This window comes from Pseudomonas sp. KH_046_2 (genome assembly GCF_057838985.1).
In genome coordinates this window covers 14909-38219 of sequence record NZ_JBYQOW010000002.1, presented here as the reverse complement: position 1 = coordinate 38219, position 23311 = coordinate 14909, and the positions used below count along the sequence as shown (strand labels likewise).

21 protein-coding genes and 3 pseudogenes are annotated in these 23311 nt (G+C 56.3%); 11 read left to right on the top strand and 13 right to left on the bottom strand.

Translation table 11 applies throughout. From position 1 onward, the window contains the following. Nucleotides 1–67 precede the first annotated feature (67 nt). From AC3IX1_RS28880 to AC3IX1_RS28835, 10 genes and pseudogenes are all read left to right on the top strand, one after another. Nucleotides 68–1267, top strand: coding sequence for an ATP-grasp domain-containing protein (locus AC3IX1_RS28880; RefSeq protein ID WP_023662028.1), 1200 nt, complete (start codon nucleotides 68–70; stop codon nucleotides 1265–1267). Next, complete coding sequence (locus AC3IX1_RS28875) at nucleotides 1264–3045, top strand: IucA/IucC family protein (protein ID WP_489388856.1); 1782 nt, start codon at nucleotides 1264–1266, stop codon at nucleotides 3043–3045. Before AC3IX1_RS28880 ends, AC3IX1_RS28875 begins: the two co-directional genes overlap by 4 nt. Then, nucleotides 3030–4172, top strand: a complete 1143-nt coding sequence (locus tag AC3IX1_RS28870; protein ID WP_489388855.1) for an MFS transporter — start codon at nucleotides 3030–3032, stop codon at nucleotides 4170–4172. Before AC3IX1_RS28875 ends, AC3IX1_RS28870 begins: the two co-directional genes overlap by 16 nt. A gap of 23 nt (nucleotides 4173–4195) precedes the next feature. Continuing rightward, nucleotides 4196–5944, top strand: a complete 1749-nt coding sequence (locus AC3IX1_RS28865) for an IucA/IucC family protein (protein WP_489388899.1) — start codon at nucleotides 4196–4198, stop codon at nucleotides 5942–5944. Beyond that, entirely contained in the window at nucleotides 5941–7125 is a 1185-nt protein-coding gene (locus AC3IX1_RS28860; protein ID WP_489388854.1) for a type III PLP-dependent enzyme, read from the top strand. The genes AC3IX1_RS28865 and AC3IX1_RS28860 overlap by 4 nt, the downstream gene beginning before the upstream one ends. 325 nt (nucleotides 7126–7450) lie before the next feature. Continuing rightward, nucleotides 7451–9574 (top strand): TonB-dependent receptor, encoded by a 2124-nt coding sequence (locus AC3IX1_RS28855; RefSeq protein ID WP_489388853.1) that lies wholly within the window; start codon nucleotides 7451–7453, stop codon nucleotides 9572–9574. A gap of 169 nt (nucleotides 9575–9743) precedes the next feature. Beyond that, nucleotides 9744–10013, top strand: coding sequence for a PepSY domain-containing protein (locus AC3IX1_RS28850; RefSeq protein ID WP_489388852.1), 270 nt, complete (start codon nucleotides 9744–9746; stop codon nucleotides 10011–10013). 1 nt (nucleotide 10014) lies between these two features. After that, the gene (locus tag AC3IX1_RS28845) at nucleotides 10015–10542 is read left to right on the top strand and encodes a cytochrome b/b6 domain-containing protein (protein WP_489388898.1); all 528 of its coding nucleotides are present in this window, start codon (nucleotides 10015–10017) and stop codon (nucleotides 10540–10542) included. A 111-nt stretch (nucleotides 10543–10653) separates the two neighbouring features. Then, a pseudogene (locus AC3IX1_RS28840) lies at nucleotides 10654–10997 on the top strand (IS481 family transposase); the annotation flags it as partial. A 4-nt stretch (nucleotides 10998–11001) separates the two neighbouring features. Next, a pseudogene (locus AC3IX1_RS28835) lies at nucleotides 11002–11401 on the top strand (ExeA family protein); the annotation flags it as partial. 103 nt (nucleotides 11402–11504) lie between these two features. On the opposite strand, the gene AC3IX1_RS28830 reads toward AC3IX1_RS28835, so the two are convergent. The 9 genes from AC3IX1_RS28830 to AC3IX1_RS28790 form a co-directional block, all read right to left on the bottom strand. After that, nucleotides 11505–11909, bottom strand: coding sequence for a hypothetical protein (locus AC3IX1_RS28830; RefSeq protein WP_489388851.1), 405 nt, complete (start codon nucleotides 11907–11909; stop codon nucleotides 11505–11507). Beyond that, complete coding sequence (locus tag AC3IX1_RS28825) at nucleotides 11909–12829, bottom strand: hypothetical protein (RefSeq protein WP_489388850.1); 921 nt, start codon at nucleotides 12827–12829, stop codon at nucleotides 11909–11911. The genes AC3IX1_RS28830 and AC3IX1_RS28825 overlap by 1 nt, the downstream gene beginning before the upstream one ends. Before the next feature lie 61 nt (nucleotides 12830–12890). Beyond that, entirely contained in the window at nucleotides 12891–14003 is a 1113-nt protein-coding gene (locus tag AC3IX1_RS28820) for a hypothetical protein (protein WP_489388849.1), read from the bottom strand. Nucleotides 14004–14007: 4 nt separating this feature from the next. Further along, complete coding sequence (locus AC3IX1_RS28815; protein ID WP_489388848.1) at nucleotides 14008–14895, bottom strand: hypothetical protein; 888 nt, start codon at nucleotides 14893–14895, stop codon at nucleotides 14008–14010. Continuing rightward, nucleotides 14883–15290, bottom strand: a complete 408-nt coding sequence (locus AC3IX1_RS28810; protein WP_489388847.1) for a hypothetical protein — start codon at nucleotides 15288–15290, stop codon at nucleotides 14883–14885. Before AC3IX1_RS28810 ends, AC3IX1_RS28815 begins: the two co-directional genes overlap by 13 nt. Before the next feature lie 236 nt (nucleotides 15291–15526). Further along, complete coding sequence (locus AC3IX1_RS28805; RefSeq protein ID WP_489388846.1) at nucleotides 15527–16609, bottom strand: tyrosine-type recombinase/integrase; 1083 nt, start codon at nucleotides 16607–16609, stop codon at nucleotides 15527–15529. Nucleotides 16610–16876: 267 nt separating this feature from the next. Further along, nucleotides 16877–17257 (bottom strand): hypothetical protein, encoded by a 381-nt coding sequence (locus AC3IX1_RS28800; protein WP_489388845.1) that lies wholly within the window; start codon nucleotides 17255–17257, stop codon nucleotides 16877–16879. A 52-nt stretch (nucleotides 17258–17309) separates the two neighbouring features. After that, nucleotides 17310–17855: a hypothetical protein gene (locus AC3IX1_RS28795; protein ID WP_489388844.1), complete on the bottom strand. Its 546-nt coding sequence runs from the start codon at nucleotides 17853–17855 to the stop codon at nucleotides 17310–17312. Between the two features lie 399 nt (nucleotides 17856–18254). Then, the gene (locus AC3IX1_RS28790) at nucleotides 18255–18761 is read right to left on the bottom strand and encodes a hypothetical protein (protein WP_489388843.1); all 507 of its coding nucleotides are present in this window, start codon (nucleotides 18759–18761) and stop codon (nucleotides 18255–18257) included. Nucleotides 18762–19121: 360 nt separating this feature from the next. On the opposite strand from AC3IX1_RS28790, the gene AC3IX1_RS28785 reads away from it, so the two are divergent. Continuing rightward, entirely contained in the window at nucleotides 19122–19430 is a 309-nt protein-coding gene (locus AC3IX1_RS28785; protein WP_489388842.1) for a recombinase family protein, read from the top strand. On the opposite strand, the pseudogene tnpC reads toward AC3IX1_RS28785, so the two are convergent. The 4 genes and pseudogenes from tnpC to AC3IX1_RS28765 form a co-directional block, all read right to left on the bottom strand. After that, a pseudogene (gene tnpC, locus AC3IX1_RS28780) lies at nucleotides 19348–19938 on the bottom strand (IS66 family transposase); the annotation flags it as partial. The gene AC3IX1_RS28785 and the pseudogene tnpC overlap by 83 nt on opposite strands. Before the next feature lie 116 nt (nucleotides 19939–20054). After that, nucleotides 20055–21053, bottom strand: a complete 999-nt coding sequence (locus AC3IX1_RS28775; protein WP_489384668.1) for a tyrosine-type recombinase/integrase — start codon at nucleotides 21051–21053, stop codon at nucleotides 20055–20057. Further along, nucleotides 21046–21990, bottom strand: coding sequence for a tyrosine-type recombinase/integrase (locus AC3IX1_RS28770; protein WP_489384667.1), 945 nt, complete (start codon nucleotides 21988–21990; stop codon nucleotides 21046–21048). Before AC3IX1_RS28770 ends, AC3IX1_RS28775 begins: the two co-directional genes overlap by 8 nt. Beyond that, nucleotides 21987–23213: a tyrosine-type recombinase/integrase gene (locus AC3IX1_RS28765; RefSeq protein WP_489384666.1), complete on the bottom strand. Its 1227-nt coding sequence runs from the start codon at nucleotides 23211–23213 to the stop codon at nucleotides 21987–21989. The genes AC3IX1_RS28770 and AC3IX1_RS28765 overlap by 4 nt, the downstream gene beginning before the upstream one ends. Nucleotides 23214–23311 lie beyond the last annotated feature (98 nt).

Genomic DNA, 23311 nt, shown 5'->3' with positions numbered 1-23311 from the left:
CTTGCGCCCCTGTAAACCAGTTGCCCGATCCCCCGGGACGGGCAACTGCTGCCCCCAGGAACCTGCCATGCAACGTCCATTCATCATCCTTGCCCATGTCGCCCACCCTGCCATTCTCGAGGGCTTCCTGCCTGCCGCGCACAAACGCGGGTTACCGATCGTGGTCATCACCGACCACGCTCAGGAACACCGGCGACTGCTCGCCACCTCGCCTATTTCGCCGGAACAGCTGCACGTCATCGAATGTGATGTGTTCAATCCGCTAGCGGTCATCGAGACACTCAACGGTCAGGGCTTGCGCCCCGTCGCCGTGTTCTCCAACAGCGATCACCTGCAGACCGCGACAGCGATGGTGGCCGAGGCCTTCGAATGCCCTGGCAAGGACTGGCGGTTGTGCTATGCAGCGAAGAACAAGGCAGCCATGCGCGAGCGCATGCAACGTCTAGGTCTGCCCGGGCCATGGTTCCAGGTGCTCACATCGAACTCCAGATTGCCGACCGATGCGCCGTGGCCAGTGGTCGCCAAGCCTCGTGAAGGCGTCGCCAGCCTGGACGTCAGACTGTGCCACGACGCCGCCGAATTGACCGCTTACTGCGAGCAGTTCTGGCAGCAGCAACCGGATCGGGCGCTGTTGCTGGAGGCGTACATGGAAGGTCCGTTATTCACACTCGAAACCCTGGGCGACGGACGCAACCTGCAAGCCATCGGAGGCTTCGACGTCACCCTTTCACCGCCGCCGCATTTCGTAGAAATCGCCGCGCGCTGGAATGGACAACTCAGCCGCGCCCAACGTGCCGCCGCGCTGGCTCAAGTGGCCGCGTTCGGGGTCAATTTCGGGGTTTGCCACAGCGAGTTCATTCTGACCGCCCAAGGCCCGGTACTGGTTGAGATCAACTACCGCAGCATCGGTGATGGTCGCGAGTTCCTGCTGGATCGGCTGCTGCCACAGGGCTGGTTCGACCGCATCATCGCTTTGCATCTGGGGGAAAAGCTGGTCGACACGCAACCCGCACAAGCCGAAGCAACCGTTCATTACCTTGTGGCCGACTGCTCGGGACGGCTGAAACAGGCCAGTGCCAGCTTCAATATCGAACGTGAGAGCCATTGGTGCGATTACCGCGCACTTCACAACACCGGCGACACCGTGACCATCAGCCATTCCAACAAGGACTACGTCGGCGTACTGAGACTGATCGCGCCGGATGAGGTGAGCCTCGAAACGCAACTGAATTCGACGCTGAACGACCTGAAGTGGGTGATGGCATGAGCCTGTATCCGGACGCCGCGGATCAGGCGTTCATTACTCGACGCATCATCGATTGCTGCCTGCGCGAGGACATCCGAGGGATCGTCAGCACAGGACAGATTTGTCGGTTGCCGGAAGAACTGAGTCAACACTTGCAGCATCAGCCCGACGCAAGCTGGCTGCGAATCGCCCATCTGGGCGCCGACGAACTATGGCTGCCGGTGGTCAAGGCGTATCCGTTGCAGGACTGGATCGGTACAGGCGACGCTTGGATCAAAGTGTCGCCGCAAAGCCACGGCGAGATTCAACGCGGCTACGGGCTCTGGCTGGGCCACCTGAGCCACGGTCTGGACGAAGAAAGTCTGGCACTGTTCGCGGCGTATCTGAAAGAAGCAGATTGCGCGAGCGAACAACGGACCCTGTGCAATCAGGCGTATCGCCAACATGCGCCCGCGCTGAGCGACGTGACCGACCTGAAGGACTGGTCGCAGAGGCTGCTGAAGATCGATCAACTGGCGAGCTACCTGGATCACCCGTTTTATCCAACGGCGCGGGCCAAAAGCGGCTTCGATGCCGCCGCGCTCAGAGGCTACGCGCCGGAGTTCGCGCCGCGCTTCGAACTCAATTGGCTGGCGATTCCCAACAACGCCCTGACCCTGACCAGCCCGCAGCCGCCGCACTGGCCGAACTTTGAGGAAGTCGGCTTGTCACCGACCTTGCAAAACAGCCATTCATTACTGCCAGTACACCCGCTGACATGGGGCGAACTGGAGCAATACGGCCTGCCTGAAGGCACGCTCAAGGCTCCACGTACCGCCATGCAGGTCGAACCTACGCTGTCCGTGCGCACGGTGGTCTGCATCAATCAACCTCAGTGGCACATCAAACTACCGTTGTTAGTCAGCACGCTCGGTGCGCGCAATTTGCGCCTGATCAAGCCCAGCACCCTATACGACGGTCACTGGTTCCAGACCACCCTGCAGGCCTTGACCGAGCGCGATCCGGCACTGGCGTCACGTTATCTGCACGTTGACGAAAAACACGGTGGTCATGCCGCCGAGAGTCGTCATCTGGCCTATATCGTGCGCCGTTATCCGACGGGGCTGGAGAACATGACACTGGTACCTGTCGCCGCGTTGGCCAGCTCGCTTGCCGACGGGCGCCTGTTCCTCGAACAACTGGCCGAGCGCTTCTACGCAGGTTCGTTGCAACACTGGCTGGATGATTATCTCGATCTGCTGCTGCAGGTCCATCTGCGACTGTGGATGCATTACGGCATCGCGCTGGAGGCCAACCAGCAGAACGCCGTATTGATGTTCGAACAAGGTCAGCCATTGCGTCTGCTGATGAAGGACAACGACGCAGCCCGCCTCTGGCCTCAGCGCTTCGCCGCTGCCTGCCCGGATCTCACTAACCTGCCGGCAGCCTTGCAGGATGAGCGCATTCGCGTCGACAGCAGCCAACCGTTGGCCGAGATGTTCTGCACCATCACCTTGCAGCTGAACATCGTGGCGATCCTGGAAGCGATAGCAACCGCAGGCCTGGCCTCTCGCTCCAGCCTGTACGGCACGCTGCGTCAGCGTCTGATGACCTGTCTGCAACAACTCGAAGCCGAAGGCATCGACTGTCACGACGCCCGCCGATGGCTACTCGACAGCCCGAAACTGCCGGTGAAATACCTGCTCAGCGCTGGCAGCCTGTTCAGCAAGGCGCATTCCGGTGCCTGCGACATCAACAAGTTCTATGGCTACAGCGCAGCGAACTTCCTGCTGGAGGAGGCTCCATGCAACGGCGTCTGATCACCAGCGTCTTGCTGGGGCATTATCTGTCGGCCTTCACGGCGCTGGGTATTCCGTTGTACCTGCCGCGCATCCTCGCCGACCTCGCACCTGACACACCAGGCTGGGCCATCGGTGTGCTGTTCGTACTGCCGACACTCTGCACCGCACTGGCGGCGCCGATCTGGGGACGCTGGGCCGATCGCAACGGTTGTCGCCTGTCGTTGCTGCGCGCCCATGTCGGGCTGTTCGCGGGCTTTCTGCTGGCAGGCTTCAGCCCCAATCTACCGGTGTTCGTCCTGGCGCTGATCATCCAGGGCACCTTCGGCGGCGCGATGGCGGCGTCCAATGCCTACCTGTCGACGCAGTTCAAAGAGGGCGATCTGTCCCGCGCCCTGAACTGGACGCAGTATTCGGCACGCCTGGCGATGATCAGTGGCCCGATCCTGTTGGGGCTGCTGACCTCGCAAGGCTTGGGATTAAGCCTGTATCGTTATCTGGCCTGGTTACCGCTGCTGGCCTTCGTGCTCATCCTGCCGCTGCCCAAGGACGCCCCCAAACATGCCTTGGCCACCAAAAAAGCCGAGCCATTGGGCGAACTGCCTGAAGACATGCCGCGACTGATGGCGGTGCAGTTTCTGTTCAGCTTCGCGATGGTCGTCACCTTTCCCTACTTCGTGCCCTTCGGCGAGCAACTGAACATTGGCAACGATGCCTTGATCGGCATGCTCTACAGCCTGCCGCATCTGGTTTATCTGCTGGCCCTGCCCTGGGTGCAGAAGCATCAGGGCAACCTGCTGTTGCCGGGACTGGCGCTGCTGGCAATCAGTAACGCGCTGCAATTCTGGAGCGTACAGGCCGAGCCGCTGTTCGCTCTGCGTCTGCTCAGCGGAGCCGGCATGTTGCTCAGTTTTGTCGGGTTGCACCGCTGCCTGAGCCAGCGCAGCCGCAAAGGCAGCGCCGGTCGCCTGTTCGGCTGGTTTGACTCCAGTGGCAAATGGGCCGGCACCGCGGCCGGTGTGACTGCCGCTCTGGTCAGTCAGACCTGCGGCATCGCGTCCCCCTTTCTCGTTGCGTGCCTGGCGGCCATAGCGGCCATGGTGCTCGCCCGCCCTCTATTGATGACTTCCCGGGAGATTCCGGCATGACGTTCGCTCTGAATACCGCATCGCTGAACACCGTATCCCAGCATGACCATGCCCTCGATGGCGAAGCCCAACGACATGCCATCGAGTGCCTGCTCAATTGCTATTTGCGCGAATACGCATTGCCCCGCAACGAAGTGAACCTGAACGATCAAGCACAGGATCTGCCGATGAGCCTGCGCCAGGCCAACAGTCGTTGCATCAGCATTCGCCTGCCCAGTGGCCGGTTGATCGTACGCATCGACCGCGCCAGTCTTCTGGGCCGCTGCCACTACATCAGCGCCCCCTACTTCAAAGGCAATAACCAGAGCTGGCGACCGTTGAACGCCCACGAACTGGCGCGCCTGCTCTGTACCCCGCTGAGTGGAGCCGACCGCGTCGGCGAGATGCTGCAACAGATCGGCAACAGCCTGCAGATCACCCGCACCTTTCTGCGGCATTCACGCCCGGCCAACCAAGCAGCCGACAGCCTGCTGGCGTCCGAGCAGCATCAGCTGTGGGGACACGCCCTGCATCCGACGCCGAAAAGTCGCGAGGGTATCTCCCATGACGATTTGCTGGCCTGCTCGCCGGAAGTTGGGGCGCGCTTTCAGTTGCACTGGTTCAAGGTTGATCCGACGCTGATTCGTCATCAGGGCGAGGATCCGCGCAGCACGCTGCGCCAACTGTCGGGGCGCGAGGACGCCTATCCGTGCCACCCTTGGGAAGTCGCCCGCGTGCTTGCCGACCCGCTGGTGCAACGGGCGCAGCAACAGGGTTTGATCACCTACCTCGGCCCCCTGGGTCAGGCCATGTACCCGACGTCGTCGGTGCGCACGCTCTACCATCCGCAGATGGCCTACTTCATGAAGTTCTCGATGCACGTGCGCCTGACCAACTGCGTGCGCAAGAACGCTTGGTATGAACTCGACAGCGCCGTCGCCCTCACTCACCTGCTCGGCCCCATCATGAGCGAGTTGGCGACGCAACAACCGGGCTTCATGTTGATGCCCGAACCCTGCGCCACCAGCCTGGACCTCAGCGCCCTGGGTACGCTGGAGGAGGCCCGCGAAGTCACCGAATGTTTCGGTATCGTTTACCGGGAAAACCTTCCCGTCGCCAAACGCGAACGTTATCAGCCGCAAGTGGCAATGGCGCTGTTTACCTGGGATCAACAAGGTCGCAGTGTCTGCCGCCCACAGGTACAGCGCTACGCCGACAACACCGGCTTGACCATTGAGCAAGCCACGTTGAACTGGCTGGATGCCTATGCCGGTCAGATGCTCGGCGGTGTGCTGTATTGCCTGTTCCGTCAGGGCGTGGCGCTGGAGCCGCATTTGCAGAACACGGTCATCGGCTTCGCTGAAAACGGCCTGCCCAGTCAGGTCTGGATTCGTGATCTGGAAGGTACCAAGCTGGTCCCTGAAATCTGGCCCGCTGAACGCCTGAGCGCGCTGGATGAACGTACCCGCAGCTCGGTGTACTACAGCGCGCAAAAGGCCTGGCAACGAGTGGGCTACTGCGCACTGGTGAACAATCTCGGCGAAGCGATCTTCCATCTGGCCAACGGCAGCGGCGCGCTGGAACAACAATTGTGGGACCGAATCGGCGACCTGCTGCACACGCAATCCACGCGTCTGGGCCATCCGACAGAACTGCGTGAGTTGTGCGCCGGTGCGCCCTTCCCAAGCAAGGAAAACTTCATGACGCGCCTGATGATGCGCGCCGACCGCGAGGCCGGTTACACCTTACTGCCCAGCCCGCTGGCGATGACTGAAAAGAGGAAACACGCATGAGCCTTCCTGCCTCCGTCGCCCGACGCATCGAGCAGCTCAAGACTGAACACGACGCACCATTGTGCGCTTACGTCTACGACCTGCCTGCCCTTGAACGGCACGTAAAGGCAATGCGTCAGGTACTGCCCGAAAACTGCGAATTGTTCTACGCCGCCAAGGCCAACCCGGAAGCCCTGGTGCTGAAAACCCTGGCGCCGTGGGTGGACGGTTTCGAGGCTGCCTCCGGCGGCGAGCTGACGTGGCTGCATGAACAGTGCCCCGACCAGCCGCTGATCTTTGGTGGCCCCGGCAAACTCGATCGCGAACTGGATATCGCCCTGCAGTACCGGATTTCGGCGTTTCACGTGGAGAGCGTGACCGAACTGCGAAGTCTGGCGCGCATCGCCCGCGAACGCGGTGTGCGGGCTCCGGTGATGCTGCGGCTGAATCTGAAGCTGGCCCAGACACCGCAGAGCCGATTGGTCATGGGCGGCAAACCCACGCCGTTCGGTCTGGATGAAGAAGGCCTTGCAAGCGCCCTGCAATTACTGCGCGAAGAGCCGTCCCTAGAGCTCAAGGGACTGCATTTTCATCTGTTGTCGCACCAGCTGGATTTCGACGCGCACCTTGAATTGATTCGCAGCTACTTCCTGACCTTCCGCCAGCTGTGCGCCGACCACGACCTGCAACTGCCGCTACTGAATGTCGGCGGCGGGATGGGCATCAACTATCAGGACGCGGCGCAGTCGTTCGACTGGCCACGGTTTTGTCAGGGCCTGAAGGGGTTGATCGATGAGTACGACATGGGCACGACTCGCGTGCGTTTCGAAATTGGCCGCTTCATCAGTGCTGCATGTGGCTACTACGTGATGCAGGTGCTGGACATCAAAAGCAGCCACGGCGAGTTTTTCGCCATCGGACGCGGCGGTACTCATCACTTTCGCACTCCTGCGGCTCAAGGCCACGACCATCCGTTCACGGTACTGCGAGGCACTCAGCCGGCACAAATCAGCGATCAGTCCGTGACGCTGGTGGGTCAGTTGTGTACGCCAAAGGACGTCCTTGCCAGACAACAACCGGTGGCGCAGCTAGCGATTGGTGACCTGCTAGTATTCACTCTCGCGGGCGCCTATGCCTGGAACATCTCGCACCAGAACTTCCTGATGCACGAACCGCCGTTGAAGGTTTTTATCGAGGGCTGACTCCACGCTATTGTCAGCCTCTGTGCTGCCATTCCCGTATCTGTGGCTGCTTGTCCGATGTGTCCTTCAAACTCTTCGGACCACTACAGTTTGCCTATCCCTTATGTTAAGGGGGGAAACGGTGTCCTGTCTTTCAGAGGGCTCGTCCAGATGGGATGATTGCAGTCCTTCAACCAAGCAAGTTGGAGGGAGCGCTCCTATCGGGCACCTATTAAGTTGAGACGGTCGTTCCGAGTCGTGCCAATGGTTTGAATCAGAATGATATGTATTTACTTACAAAAGATAATCGTTATCATCTGCGCGATAATTCATACAAAAGGTGTTCATGGTGGCTCGATCGCGCATTTACCCAGTCTCTCTGTCGTTGCTGGGCGTTCTGGTTGTACCTGATTTACAGGCAGAAACGGAGTCTGCTCTAACCCTACCGGCAACCGCTGTGAACAGTGAGTACAGCGAGCAGAGCTACATGTCGACCGAGAGCAGGAGCGCGCTGAAGATCGATGCCCCTCTACGAGATATCCCGCAAACCGTCAACGTAATTCCCCAGAGCGTTATCAAGGATCAGGGGGCTCAGTCGATGGAAGACGTGCTGAAGAATGTCCCCGGTATCGGCCTGTCCAATGGTGACGGCCAGCGCGATCAAGTCACCATCCGTGGTTTCAGCGCCATTGGCGACATGTACGTCGACGGCATTCGTGACGATGCGCTGTACTTCCGTGATCTGTCCAACGTCGAGCGGGTGGAAGTGATCAAGGGGCCGGCCGCAGTGCTCTATGGCCGCGGCTCTTCGGGCGGTCTGATCAACAGCATCAGCAAGAAGCCCAACTTCACGCCCAAGCAGGAGGTCGGTGTCAGTGTCGACAGCGAGGGCAAAAAGCGCACTCAGTTCGATGCCGGTTGGGCCGATCAGCAACAGGGCGATAAAGCCTTTCGTGTGACAGGGGCGCTGGAGAACAGCGACACCTTCCGGGATGACGGCTACATCGACCGCAAGGCCATCGCGCCTTCGGCCTACTTCAAGCTCTCCGACGATCTGGAACTGAACCTGGGCGCTTCCTATCTGTATGACAAGCGCCTGATCGACTTCGGTATCCCGGCACGAGGCGACAGTCCAGTCGATGTGGACCGCGATAAGCGTTTCGGTTCCGCTGATCCAGATGACGATTACACCCGCAGCGAAGTGTTCTCGTTCACGGCCGGCGTCGATTACAGCATCAATGACGACTTCACCCTGAGCAACACCAGCCGCTACTACCACTACGACCTGGATCGCAACAATACGCTCGCGGATTCCAGCGCTACCCGTTTCGTCACCGCCGCAAACGGCGAATTGCTGGTAAAACTCAACCGCGGCAACGTGCAGCGCAAGGAAGACGGTTGGTTCAACCAGACCGAACTCAAGCAGCGCGCCGTGCTCGCTGGGATGAACCATAACCTGCTCTATGGTGTGGAGCTGGGGCGCCAGGTGAAGGACCAGTCCGTGTTCAGCCAACCCAACGTGGCAAGGGTGCCGGTGTACCGCGATGCTTTGGTCGACGTGCCGTTCCAAGCCAACCGGCAAACCGCCAAGGGCACCAACACTCAGGACACTGCCGGGTTCTACGTGCAGGACCTGATCGAACTGGCGCCGCAGTGGAAAGCTCTGCTGGGAGTGCGTTATGACGTGTTTGACCAGGAATACGCCGATGACCTGACGAACAAGGAACTCTCCCGCACCGACACTACCTGGAGTCCGCGAGTCGGTCTGGTCTACCAGCCTGATCATGTGCAGTCCTATTACGTCTCGGTGAGCCGTTCCTACCAGCCCTCTGCCGAAATGTTCGCTCTGAGCACGACGAACCAGGACCTTGAGCCGGAGGAAACCACCAACTTCGAGATCGGCGGCAAATGGGACCTGCTCGACAATCGCCTGGCGTTGACGGCGGCGCTGTTCCGGCTGGAACGCACCAACATGAAAACCACCGATCCGGCGAACCCGACCAAACTGGTGCTTGCGGGAGAGCAGCGTACTGATGGTCTCGAACTGACCGCCAGTGGGCAGTTGAGCGAAAAATGGCAGGTATATGCCGGTTACGCCTATCTGGATGCCGAGATCACCAAGTCCAACAGCCGTACCAACGGTATCGCCAACGAAGGCCAGACTCCGACCTTGACCCCGCGCCACAGTGCCAATTTGTGGTTGGTACGTTCTTTGACACAGGAGTGGCGTGTAGGCATGGGGGCGAACTATGTCGATGACCGTTACACCGCCTTGGATAACCAAGTGGTCATGCCGGCCTACACCACCGTGGACGCAGCGTTGCTCTACAACCAGCCGAAATGGGACATGGCCCTGCGTCTGCGCAATGTCTTCGACAAGGACTATTACGCTTCGGCGCATGGCTCGGTGGATCTGATCACACCCGGCGCACCACGGACGCTGGAGCTGAGCACCAACTACCGCTTCTGAGTACGGACCTGAAGAACAAACGCCCGGCATTGTCAAGCGTTTCCTCACGGTTGGGCCTGTACTCCCAGCCGTGCAGTGGCAGCTTTCAAAAGCCCAACTAATCTTCAATGCGCGGGTTTGAGTGAGAATCTGTCGCGTTGTTAGACAAAAAATATTTTGAGGAAGAACTATGCGCAAACTCCTGTTGATTTCCCTTCTTGCAGCCACTCCTTTGGCATTCGCCGGTCCTCAATGCACGACGATCGACAAGGCGCAATGGCAGGACCAGGCCAAGTTTCAGGAAGATCTCAAGGCACAGGGTTACGATATCAAGAAGTTCAAGGTTACCAGCGGCAATTGCTACGAGATCTATGGCTGGGACAAAGACAAGCGCAAAGTGGAAGTCTACTTTGACCCAGTCACTGGCAAGGTCGTGAAGCAAGAGATTGAAAAAAGCTGATGTGAAGACTGAAACCTTGCACCTCTGGGATCCGCCCGTACGCTTTTGCCACTGGTCCCTGGTGATTGTCTTCGTCGGCGATTACTTCCTCAATGAAGAGGGAGAAGGCTGGCATCGCTGGCTCGGCTATTACGCCGTAGCGGTGGTGCTGGTACGTGGGGTATGGGGTTTCATCGGTTCGCCGGCGGCGCGTTGGTCAGACTTTTGGCCGACCCCGACGCGCCTTGTGCGCCATATCAGGGCCTTGGTTCGCGGTGAGGACTGTCACCGCTTGGGACATTCGCCAATTGGTGCGCTGGTGATGATCCTCATGCTGCTGTTGATGACCGGTCTCGGTGTCAGCGGCTTCCTGATGGTGGAAGTGGACTATTTCTGGGGTGAAGATTTACCACGTGATCTCCATGAGTGGATGGCCAACAAGCTGTTCACGCTGGTCTGCGTGCATATCGCCGCAGCGGTGGTGGAAAGCCTGCGCTTACGCGAGAACCTGCCTTTATCGATGATCACTGGCGTACGGCGTAAACGTTAGGTGTAACGGCTCGCGTTTGAAAACGGCCGGGCTCGCAATCGATGCAATTTCCAGCTCAGATTAACTGCGGCTGACGAAGCCCTCGGGCTCACATTAGCTGCGAGCGAGCTTGCATTCAAACGCGGCAAGGCCGATGAACGATCCGAGCGCATCCGCTCGCTGGCTGACCAGCTTGGTCTACCCATCGCCGCATTGGCCGGCGACGATGTGCGGCTGACACCTCCCGCAGCTCCCATGGCACTGCCGCGCCAACCCTTCGATGCCGAGGCGCATGAGTACCGGTTTCCCCGCGTCATCGCAGCCAAGCTCGCCATTGCCGATGATCTGGCACAGCCGTTGGCTAAGCACTCACCCGAAGATCAGGCATTCATCCACCAGTGCTGAGCGAAACCCTGGCGCGCCGCATCGTGTTGGAGCGCGTTCGGGGCTACTTCCGCCACAAGAAAGCAGGATAAGAACATGCGGGTTGAAGTGATGCAGCACTACGGACTGACGTTGCCGCTGAACCAGGCCGGCTACTTTGAGACCGCCCACCATCAGCAGTTGATCAAGGACATCAAGGGGACGATCTTCGAGGGGCGCCTGGTCGCACTGTGCGGCGTCTTAGGTAGTGGCAAGACCGTGATGCTGCGCCGGCTTCAGCAAGCGATGGAAGAGGAAAAGAAGATCACTGTCTCCAAGTCGCTGGCCATCGAGAAGCACAGCATCAAACTGGCCACCTTCATCGCCGCGCTCTTCTACGACCTCTCCTCCGAAAAGCAGGTACGCATCCCGACCCAGGGCGAAAAACGTGAGCGTGACCTGCGCGAGCTGGGGGGGGAAGAATAAGCGCCCGGTGGCCCTGTTCGTCGATGAGGCACGCCTGACGGACCGCCTCTGTTTCCCCCCCCAGATCCTTGAGCACCACACAAGTTTTGGCTCGGGGCGTATATAAATCCGGGGGTATTGACTCGCTAGGGTGTCTACTGTCGATTGATGATGGGCAGAGGGCGGGAAAGAAACTGTTCATCCAAGCCCCGAATGTAAGCGTTATAAGCCCAGCGCACAAACTGCTCGAGCAATCGATCATTCTCCATCCGCAGACGTTGATTCTCCGCTTCTAAACGTGCAATACGCTCGTTTACAACCTGCAATTCAGGACTGCTGACCTTTTTCACGCCAACTGAGGCTGAGAGTGTTTGCTTACGTAGTATAAATGCACGTCGAATCCGCTCATGCTTATGCAGCGTCTGGCGCGTGTAGGTCCCTCGTAGACGGCGAGCGACGCTTTGGATCAGTAGGTCCCACGTCAGTTTTCCAGACCAGCCATCAAGGATCGAAACGATCTGTTCTATAGCATCTGGGGTTAGATTTCTCGAACGAGACATTACAAGTCCTCAGTCTCTATGCATGGCACATTTGAATCTTCAGTATCTGGTCCCGGCAAATCACGTTTGTTCAATATTTTATGGTGGGCCAGTAACTGTTCCAGCCTTGACGCCGGGACGATCCCGCGCGGCTGGATAATCGCATTTGCAGCAACGGAAGAGTCCTCAAAAATGGCACATAGGTCATCCAGTCGTTTAAGGGTCAGTGTCTGGTGTTCGACCCAACGGTTGGCACCAAACTCCTCCTCGCCCAGCGCTTCTAAGGCTTTCGCGAGGAGGACCTGGGTTTCCTGACGATGCTGACGTATAGCCTGCTCTCGGACCACATCACCTTTGATGCACACATGCTCATCACAATTGATGCAATCTCGATAGAGCTGACACGGCAGCATGGAAAAATCGTGCAAGCAATAACCCAGATCCGTTGTATGGGCGGTCATGATCTTCAGCGTCGCAAACTGATCACGTGCAATCAAACTACTCGGCGGAATACTCGCCACATGCCCAGCTGACTTTTCCGGATCACCTAAAGCGGACCTGGCAAGCGCCAACACATCCCTGTCGGATTGGTGGTCATAGCACCTGTTTTGTCCAACCTTGGCGCGACCGCTCCATTTGGCGATGTCGAGTTGCGACAACCCACCCATCTGCGCCACGGTATTTAAATAATGGCGAAACTGATGCGTCGTGATATTCATTGGGCTGCCATCTAATTCACGATAGCCGAACCGATCGAAAATATTGAGAAAAGCTCGCGTACTACCTATTTGCTTCTGAACACAACCAGTATCCGGCAAGACGATTACCCCGCGGTACGTTCCCCACTTCTCGGTTAACTCATTCAGGCGCGTCAAGCAAAGCGCTTCACTGTATTTCAGATTGTTCTTCTGATCCACCAGCGGAAAGTTGACGGGCAGCATCGAAATGATCACTCGCTCAACGTCCGCGAACAAAAACCTCGGGGCATGTTTATGCTGTGGGTCATAAGGAATATGTTCCACAACCCCCTGTTTCCGGCACCACGCGGCCCCTTGCGCAGCTTGATTGCCATTGGGGGGGGGGGGCGGTAAAAACAACCTCGCCCACCTGTTCTGAACCAAGTAATGAGCACCCCCGTAGTGCCTCCAGCTCCGTTGGTAAATACATCGCATCAGGATGCTGCTCATACCACCGTGCTACGTCGCGCGCTGGCGTGGAAATGGTCCTGAGCTTACTCACAGCCTCGCGGGCGACACTGGCCATGGATTGCACTACCCATTTGACTTGCGCCTTCCCACCCTTTGAAGGCCGCCAGCGTATTCCGTACAGCTGTTGATTTGTTTTTGGATCGAACTCCTCGACTTCGCACTGGTTTGGAATGGACAGCACCTCATTAATGCGGCTCGGCGCCGACGCCAGCAACGCACACACACTGGAGGTGAAAATGTCGCCAGGGATCTCCGCGGCGCCGAAGATCTCGGCAATCGCTTCTAAAGAAGCTGACGAAGGCAGACGGGCCCGGCGCGATACATCAAACTCAGGGCCAACGCGGCGTCCTAAGCTCGCTGGCGCCCGAAGTGGATTCTGCCATTGCACAGGCACAGTGCAAAGTTGATGCTCTACTAGAAACTGCGAAATACGCTTGAGTTCTGCACCGGCAAAATAAGCGGCGGAGGTTTGGTAACGCTCACTGAGTATCGCGCACGCGCGATTAAAATGCCCCAGCCCGGCTTTGATAGGCGTGACACAATTCTCCGTTTCCTCCAGAGCTACAGCCAGGGAACGGAGCGCGGCCAATCGTGAATTGACAGTGGTATAGGCACACAACGCATAGTCATAACGGCAGTAGGCTTTGGCAAAATCTTTGTAAGGCTGAGGGAAGCAACAAGAGTCCCTTTGCCCTCGTCCACTGGGGAACCCATAAAATCGGATGCTTGAACAACAGTTACGTCGTTTCAATCGAACAAAATTGGTGACATCCCAACTGTCTGCATCAAAGATCAACTCACTGCCAAAGGACGTCAGAGACTCTCTGGCGAGAGTAATGAAGTCCCTTAGGTTGTCTTCAGCCGCCTGCTCTGCTCGGGGCTTGAACAGGATAACCCTATCGTCCATGAGCCTACGCCTTTCTGCTGCGGCATAATTGGACCACTTCTGCCACTGCGAGCAGCGTTCGATCATTGATCGTCGCAATACGAGCGTCCGAATAGCGTTTAGCATCCTCTAGCAAGAAATCGAGGACCGCCTCATGCGGTCCGTCCAACCAAGGTTGAAAACATTGGCAGGTGTAACAAGCCACGGGAGCATTCAATCCGCAGAAACTAAAGCTTCCACATGACCCCATTGGCCGTGCGCTTTGATCGATACGCAGGTCAATAATTCGGCTGGAGCGGTCTGCTCCACGAACAGCATTACCCTCATGAGCTATCAGCTGACCTTTAAAGGCTTGAGCCAGCGGCGCCATGTACAGCGCAGTCGCCTTTTCAATCCGCATCGCAAGCTCTGGTGTCGCGGCGACATAGACCCCCGCCGAGTCGGTTCGCGAATGATCAAGCAAGTCCGCAATAACCAACACCCCATGACCTTCACGCGCAAGATTCGTCCCTAACGTACGCCGAAAGCGCAAGGCACAGATGTTAACTACGGCCCCCGTGCGCTCAGAGCGGACGGACAGCTTGTCCAACGCAGCCACCAACAATTTCCGTAAATTCTCGCTGGTACGGTGATATCTGCCCCATCCTGGCCCTTCCGCCAAATACTGAAACTGCCGAGGTAAAGGAAACAGGGGCGCCTGCTGAGTGTCTGGAAACTCTCCAACAAAGCACTCACTGACGCGTTGAGCATAATCAAACAGCGGTCGGCCAATTTGATTCACCAGCGCTCGGGGTTTGAGCTCTTGACGGAGCAATGGGTTTTGTTGCTTCGCCCGCGGAATAAGCAAAAGAAAAGACTCTGTTCCATCCGCAGCCTCAGAGCGCACAACATCACAAACTTTCAAGGCTGCCAACTGAACAGGGCGGGAACCCAACGCAATAAACAACCATGCAGCAGGTATATTTCCTCACTCAAACGCCCAGCGCCGTAAGCTTCATTTAAGGCATCTTGAATACCCACTTGCTCAATTGGCGTGAAAGGACCCAACTCGGGATCCCACGTCAAAACGGCAACGCCCGTTTCTCGTTTCCGGAGTTTTTTCCTGTCCAGGACGTACACCACATCATCCTGAATACCCGGCAAGCTCATCGCATGCCATCGGCGTAAAAACGCAAAGAGATCGCGTGTTTGAAAGTTTTTGGCATCGCAATGCATCAATACGTCATTTCCGCAGATAGTTTCCAACGGTTCGACGCGCCCCTCTTGCAATCGCAAGGCAAATGCTTTTAAAGCCGCAAAGCGCCCCATCAAGGTACTTGGCGCCCTATTTTCAACAAACCAAATCAACGTAAGATGGACCGAAGCCAGGAGCACAGCGGAAAAAATGCAACTCCGAAAAATCCATGTAAACCGAATGCACACCGTCCCGGTACGACCAGTCAGAGCGGTTAGGATCAAACGCAATCCCGCTTTTGCTCCGAACTATCGATGGAAGTGAAGGACAGAATTCACTTCCTGTCATTACGAAGTCTTTCTCAGATTTTTTAATCATCGGCATGAGCCTTCACACGCAATTGTTTTTGCATTTGCAAGGACACAGCGGTGGCTTTTTTCTTGATGTGGCGCTGGTTATACACAGTCGCCATTCCGGATGTTTCGGACCACCCCATCAGCCGCGACCGCAGTTTTTGCTCAACGGTCGGCGACACGTTGTTTCTATCAACTGCTTCAGAAAAAAGATCGTTCCAGGTATGGCGAAGAAGATGGGGGCAGAGGTTTTCCGGCAATTCCGGACAGTGTTGCCGTAACGTGACGAACACTTTATTCAGCCCTGCAAGACTCAGTGGTTTTCCGGACCCTCCGGCCACCCAAAGATATTCATGCTTACGCGCGCCTTTAACATTACGACGAATGGCCATTACATACGCTCGCGTGAGCTCTGCCAGCTCTGTATCGAGCGCTAATAAACGACCGCTCGTTTTGGCATTGGGTTGTCTCAACCGAGGATCCGCAAGATCATCTGCCCTCCTGGCAATTAAAACTTCATTGGTCTGAAAGTTAATGTCCGAGATTTTCACACCAAGCAATTCACCTCGCCGTACTCCCAAGGATAGTAGCCAGCGAATCATTAAGTAGTTTCGCTGTCGGACATATTCATGAGACCACGGATTTTGCTCAAACTCTGGAGCAACCACCTGTTGCAGCATCGATAACATTTGTTCAGTTAGGCCTTCGCGAGGCGTAACATTGGAAAAGCGTTGTACTGAAGGAATGCGAGCCTTTATGGTTGTAGACACCAGTTCCCGGAGTTTTTCCAGCACAGTGAAATGTGGGTTTCCGGCCCCTGTTTTTAGTAAGTGGTCGGTCGCAATCCAATCAAGGTATCGGGCAATGTATAAAAGTCGTATGGCAATAGTGGCGGGATGAATTTTTTGCGAATTAGAGCCACTGGTAGAACATGGCCACACAAATACCCCATCCCTAGATTGCTTTCTATCGCCCGCTGCGATTGGCAATTTACACGCCCCAACGATAGCTTCTATGTCTCCTACCGTTAAAAACTGACCGTCGCGCAAACGCGCGCACAAATCTATCTTTAGTTCATCAAGAACAATGAACAGCACCATAAGCGACCGAAGCGCCTGATGAAGTGTGCTCGTTGACAAATTAGCCGTCCGTAACTCTGTCAGTACCCAAAGGGTGGCACTGTGCACGGGCATACCGTCTTGCCGAAAGCAAAGCAGGGGAAAACGCTCACCACTGTCGAACCGCACGAGCTTGATTCTGTAAGGGTTCATTGTTTACACACTCACAAGGTAAACAATAATAAACTCTAGACTACAATCCCCTTTACGCAAAAAATCACACTAATTGATTGTTTCTATTATATTTTTCTAACAAATATTTACGTTTAAGAAGAAGTCAGCCCTTCTGGCCCCGCTTTCACGGCAGGGCTTAGTGGTTTTCTCGCATGCGAGAAATGAGGATCCGGGTTGTTTCTGTTGCTCGATGAATCTGATCAGTGATTCAACGGTTGGCTCGGCAAGTCCGTGGTTCGCGTAGAAATGAAAGCCTTCTTCTTCGTCGTCCCACAGCGCCAGTTCGACAGGGCCGAACGACCAGCGCTGACCGTTAAGAGAAAACTCAGGCCAATCCTCGTGAAGCAATTTCACCCACTCTCTGCCAGCCTCATCTTTCTGCTGGCAGTCGCCACAAAGGCCGATCTGCGATTCCTCAAGGTTTGCGAAACAGCATGCGCATTGCTCGATGTCCATTTGCCCATTTCCTTAGTAATTCAGATATTGGATTTCAAAGGTTTTCACTTTGTCACGCCATGCCAACGGCTTTATCAAGCGCTGCGCTGAACAGTTCGGATACGTCGGTTCCGTCTTGAAGTGTTTCAACGAATTGGCCTTTTTCGACCTTCAAGAACACCGTAATACCGGTGACGGTGCAGGTAACAGAGTCAGGCATTTTTTTATCGTCGTAGGCCGCGCAATGGGCAGCCGAGATGAGATTCACCAACTCACCACTGTACAAACCATCCATGATGGTGAAGCCGCCTTCCGGAGCAACTGGGGCGACCTTGTTTGCAGTCAGGTCGTAGACCTCATCAGCGGTGAACGAAACTCGATATACCAACCCCTTATCGATCAGGCTGCCGAGACAGTTACGAATTTTCAGGCCGTTATTCGATTTGGTGACGTTCAGAGCGGTCACTGCTGGGACGATGCCGGTGATCCACTCGCCCTTACCAGCGGTGATAGCATCCAAGATTGCCTTGGTGATCAGCTGGTTGCGCTGAGTCGTGTTCATCTTGGTCACAGGTTTGACTGCGCGAAGGGCGTTGGCGGTGAGTGCTGGAGTGGTCATATTCAATTCCGTGATCAGTGGTTGTGATTGGCTTTGCGTATTCGGCAATCTAAGCCAACGACGCTCTGAATAAATCATTCCATGACCAGAAATAATGCAACGCTACAGATGGCTTGTTCGAGGAAACCAGCGCAACAGCTCACGCCATGCGAGCCAGAAAATCCGACATATCACTGGATGGGGTAAGCGGGTAGAAAGTGTAAAGGCGGGGGGGGGACGCTGTCCAGGTACTGAAAACGGCTCATCAAAATGCTGGCGCCGTTAGTGCACTGGCACCGCGCCAAATGCCTCAGCGCTTTGGTGTAAGGTTGGTGCTGCGCCCCCTGACCTGGTCGTTCATTGACGCATCTGAGTTGGCCCCCCTACCTGGGGGGGCGATTTAGTGATTTTCGAGGTACGTCAATTAACGGTAGCGACCGATACTTTCGCGAGAGCTTTTGCAGGATTTACCGGCTTGGCCTGAACGTTACCCACCGCATGGACGTTAAGCTCAACTCTTACCGAGTGCCAAAACGCATCTTCGACCGGATCCCGGCGCAACTTAGACGAACATAAAACCGACATCACGAAAACCGCAATGGTCGCCATAATTATGAACTGCAGAATGAAATGCATTTTCGTAGCAAATCCCTCCGCCAGGGCCTGATTAATGGTGGCTGGTTCTAAAATAATCGCTAAAACAAGAAACGCTCCGAAGCAAGCTAGGCCAGCGCCGATGGATTTCATTGCTGTTTCAACAATGCCAGTGAACAACATCCAGGCTTGCAGCAGCTTAAGACGTTTATCGCTCCGCACCTTCGCAGTTAGAGATTCCCATTTTCCTGATGAGATCGTTCCTGCGGGCACATCATTGATTCTGATATCCATACCACTAGCGTTAGGCGTAGGGATTTTGTAACCAAACATAATGCCTCCTTAGGCGTGTCTGCGGTTTACTTCCGCTGCTTCATTTTGCGGCATGACGAACTGTATATAGCCCTAGATTAGCTCCCTAAAAGGGGTATGGAATGAGCTCGAATAGTATGGAAGTCGCCTTGCGTGTCCAGACCTTGCAATATCTGGACGGGTGCGAAAATTTTTGTGGACGACACTTTCGCGTCCGCGGAAATAGAGAATTTGTTAATGGACAACCTACTTATCACGTTTGAATTACCCGATGGGTTTACCGCCGTTCAGGCGCATATTTCACCGCTTCTGAGCCAGGAGGCCTACATTGCGGTGGGTGAAGGAGGCGGCAATGTGTAGAAGAGTGATAAACTCCAATCCATGAGGCCGCAAGCCCAACAGATACCGAGGTTAACGATGTCCAAGGCCATTTCCTACATACGCTTCTCGACTGGTAAACAGGCGAAGGGTAGCAGCCATGAGCGGCAACAAGCCATGCTTGCGAGCTGGCTCGCAGCTAACCCAGATTTCACCTTGAGCAGTGAGAGCTTTAAGGACTTGGGAATCTCTGGATTCGTAAGCGGCCAGCGAACACACCTTGCACAGATCAGGCAGGCGTCCACTGATGTGGCAGCAGTTGCTCGATCTCGCTGGCCCGCTGCGTCGGCAGCCGCGTCAGTACATCCTTGAGATAAGCATACGGATCATGCCCGTTGATGCGCGCTGACTGGATCAGGCTCATGATCGCGGCCGCCCGCTTGCCGCTTCGCAACGATCCCGCAAACAACCAGTTAGACCGCCCAAGCGCCCACGGCCGGATCAAGTTCTCGATCTGGTTGTTGTCGATGGGCACAGCACCATCTGCCAGGTAGCGCGTCAGCGCTACCCAGCGTTTGAGGCTGTAATCCAGAGCCTTCGCTGTGGCCGAGCCCTCGGGCACAAGTTCACGCTGGGCCAGCATCCACTCATGCAGCTTTTCAGCGATGGGCACGGCTGTTTCCTGGCGTAATCGCCAACGGTCTTCGTCGCTCATTTCCTTGGCATGTCGCTCGACTTCGTAAAGCCCGCCAATCGAGTGAAGCGCCTGCTCCGCCAATTGGCTTTTATTGGCTACATGCAAGTCAAAGAACTTGCGGCGTGCATGGGCCATGCAGCCGATCTCGGTGATGCCCAGCTCAAAGCTGGCTTTGTAGCCGGCATTATGTGTTGCAACACATAATGCCGGTTATGTTGCGGTCTGAGTTATGTTGCGGTGGTAAGAGGCGCCGCCTCCCAATCGGGAGTTCGGCGCAAAAAGTGGCACATAAATTCATGTTACAGCCCTCGCATGAACGCCATGAGAGATGCTGAACTCGGTCGCAGGCGCACAGCCTCAGGCACATTTGTGACGTCCAAACATGCAAGCGCCTTGGCCTTCATTTCGAGATCGACTTCCGCGTAGATGTGGGTTGTGTCCAAGGAGACATGCCCCAGCCAGGCCCGAATTGTATTGATATCGACCCCGGCTCTTAACAGGTGAACGGCGGTCGTGTGTCGAATAGTGTGCGGGCTGATGCGCCTGCCTTGCATGGAATCAACCCACTTGCCGGCTGCTCGTCCATACACCGACACAACGCGATGGATGCCGAATCGAGTCATGGGATTCCCGGCACGACCTATGAATACGCGATCCTCTGTTCTGCGTTCGACGATGAGTGCCCGCAGCGCTGTAGCTGTTACTGACCACAGGGGGCAGACGCGCCATTTGTTTCCCTTACCCAGAATGCGCACGGAGGGTGAAGTCCCAAGTTGCAAATTACCAACGCTGAGGCAGGCAGCTTCGTCAGCGCGGGCGCCGGTGTTGTATAGGAACAGCAAAATCGCATAGTCCCGTGCACCCTGGCTCGTAGCCCGATTAGGTGCCCGGAGCAGAGCCTCCACTTCTGGCTTGTCGAGGTAGTGGATGACTGCCTGGGTAGTTTTTTTGAACGGGATAGAACGGATCTCTGTGCACCACGCCAAATGCTCTGGCGATCGCATAGCAATGAAACGCCCTAATGAATGAATCGCGCAGAGCCGCTGGTTGCGCGTGACGATGCCACAACCGCGCTCGTGTTCGACGTGTTCAAGGAATGCGCGCACGATGGCGGGCGATATGTCGAGCACCGTTAAATGGTCGATTGCCACCGAGGCTCGTCGACTGACAAATGGAAGCAGGAGCGTCAGCGTGTCGCGGTAACTGATCTGGGTGTTGTGGGATAGGTTGCGCTCGGCGACCAGATACTCCAACAAGAAGCGACGTACCCATGCCCCGAGGCGATTGCGGTCAATCATGATCAATCTCCTGGCCTGAATAAATGGCAAATCGGCGACTCGCTTCGTGCAACAGTTCGGGAGTCATATGCAAATAGCGCTGGGTCGACCTTATGTCGACATGCCCCAAATACGTTGCCAATTGCGGCAATAGCCGCTGTACATCCTTACCGGCGCGATACCATCCCAGTACACGATGAACGGCGGCTGTATGCCGCAGATCATGGAGGCGCGGTGGCCGTAGCTCGCCAGTTGGGCGAGCAATACCTGCCGCCAAACGAACACGTTGGAACACAGTTATGACGTATTGGTAGTTCAGGCGATGGCCAGTACGAGTGCACAGCAGGGCAGAGTCTTGGCCCAGTGGAAGTGCCAGCGCGCAACGTTGTCCTAGATAGACTCGCAGTTTCGATGCCAGCCTGGGCCCAATCGGCACCAGTCTTGTCTTATAGAACTTCGTGTCACGAACGGTGATGATTCGCTGCTCGAGGTCGACGTCACAGAGATTTAGTCTGATCGCCTCTCCGACGCGCAACCCTGCACCGTAAAGGATCAGCAGGAGGGTTCTGTATGTCGCAGCTTGAAGGCGACTGAGCGAGGTACTCAGTATGACGGTGGCATCTAACAAGTGCTGTATTTCTGCGGTGGCATAGACATAGGGAGTCTGTGCCGGTGGAAACTGTGGTGGTCGTTCCGGCAGGGGCGAGATCGTTGTGTGACCACGTGCGATTGCGAAGCGATAAAAGCTAACAAGTAATCCTCGCTTCGTCTTCCACGTAGCGCTTAGCTCACCGTGCCCATGCAGAAATGCGGCTACTGCCTCTGGAGTAACTTCGGGCAGCGGCAGGTTTCCAGTCTCACGTGCAAACTGACGTAGTACTCTGGCACTGCTATTCAGGCCCACGCCTTGGGCACGACGGACAGCCACGTAGGCATTGACTACGTCCAAGGTTCTCATAGCAGGTCTCCCAGGTCGAAGTCACCGACTTCACGTAACGAGACCAGATCAACCTTGGTGTACGTCATTGTCGCCGACGTGCTGCGGTGGCCCAGGTGGTCGCCAATCTCCTTGAGGCTCAGCCCATTGGCGAGCAGCCTGGCCGCGCATGCATGTCGCAGCGCGTGCGGCCCCAAATGTGCGACTTGTATGTTGAGCAGACGCAATCTGCCGCTGACGATGTTGTATAGGCCAGCAGCGGAGATGGGGACTCGCGGCGCCCGAGTTCGGATGAATATCTCAGGGTGCAGTACCTTCGGACGCACTGTGTCGACGTATTGCGCTAATGCCTCAGCCACTGTGAACGCCAATGGATAAACCTGTGGCTGACGGCGCTTCAATCGCCAAATATGCAATTGGCCAGCAGCCCAGTCGATCTGATCCAACCGGAGTGCGGCAACTTCTCCCCGGCGTAAACCGTAGACGGCGAGAAGCATCAGGATGGCTCGGTCGCGCACATCGCGTTCAGAGCTTGAATTTGTAGTTGCGAGTACTCGCTGAACATCCTCCCAGCTCAGTGCATAGGGAAGTGACTCTAGGGCGTAATGTCGCGGGGCGCGGATCGAGTCGGCCAATGTACTGCTGCATGCTCCCTGCGTTGCCGCGTAGCGCAGGAATACCCGCAACATTGTTGCGACGTGCCCTGCCGAAATTCGCGACCACCGTTGCGCACCGTAGGTGATGAAGTAGGCATCAATATCCTCGGGGCTAAGCGTCGAAAATCTGCGGCCTGTGTTGAAGCACCAGCGCAAAAAGGTTGCCGTTCGACTGCGCCATTGACTGATGGTACATGGTGTCAACCCGCGTTCATCCCGCATCCACGAGACGAAAAGCTCAAGATTCTCCTCGAATGGAATTGGCTCCGCCGTTGGCTCTTGCCACCAGCCCAGGAACTTAAACCAAGGTCTTGCGGTGTTTATCAACGTCGTAGCAGTTGCAGGAGAATTGGCCGGCAATGGCCCTTCGTGAATGATCTGGCGCAGCCGTGACGAATTGATTGCATTGAGGTCGCTTGGCTGCACCCGTTCGGCGATCCAAAGCAAGCAGCACGCCTTCAAGTAAAGGGAGGCATGCGTACAGCCCTGCTCAGCACAGTGCTGTAGATATCGCTCGCGTTCAGCGGCCAGCGATCCCACACGATGGCGTTTACAGGCAGCGTTTGAAGAATAGATATTCTCGAACATGGCAGACACTCCAGGTGATGAGGGTCTACCAAGGCGCTGCAACTTATGTTGCGTCAATCACCTATCGACAACAGAGAAACTGCCTATTCGCCCGGTCG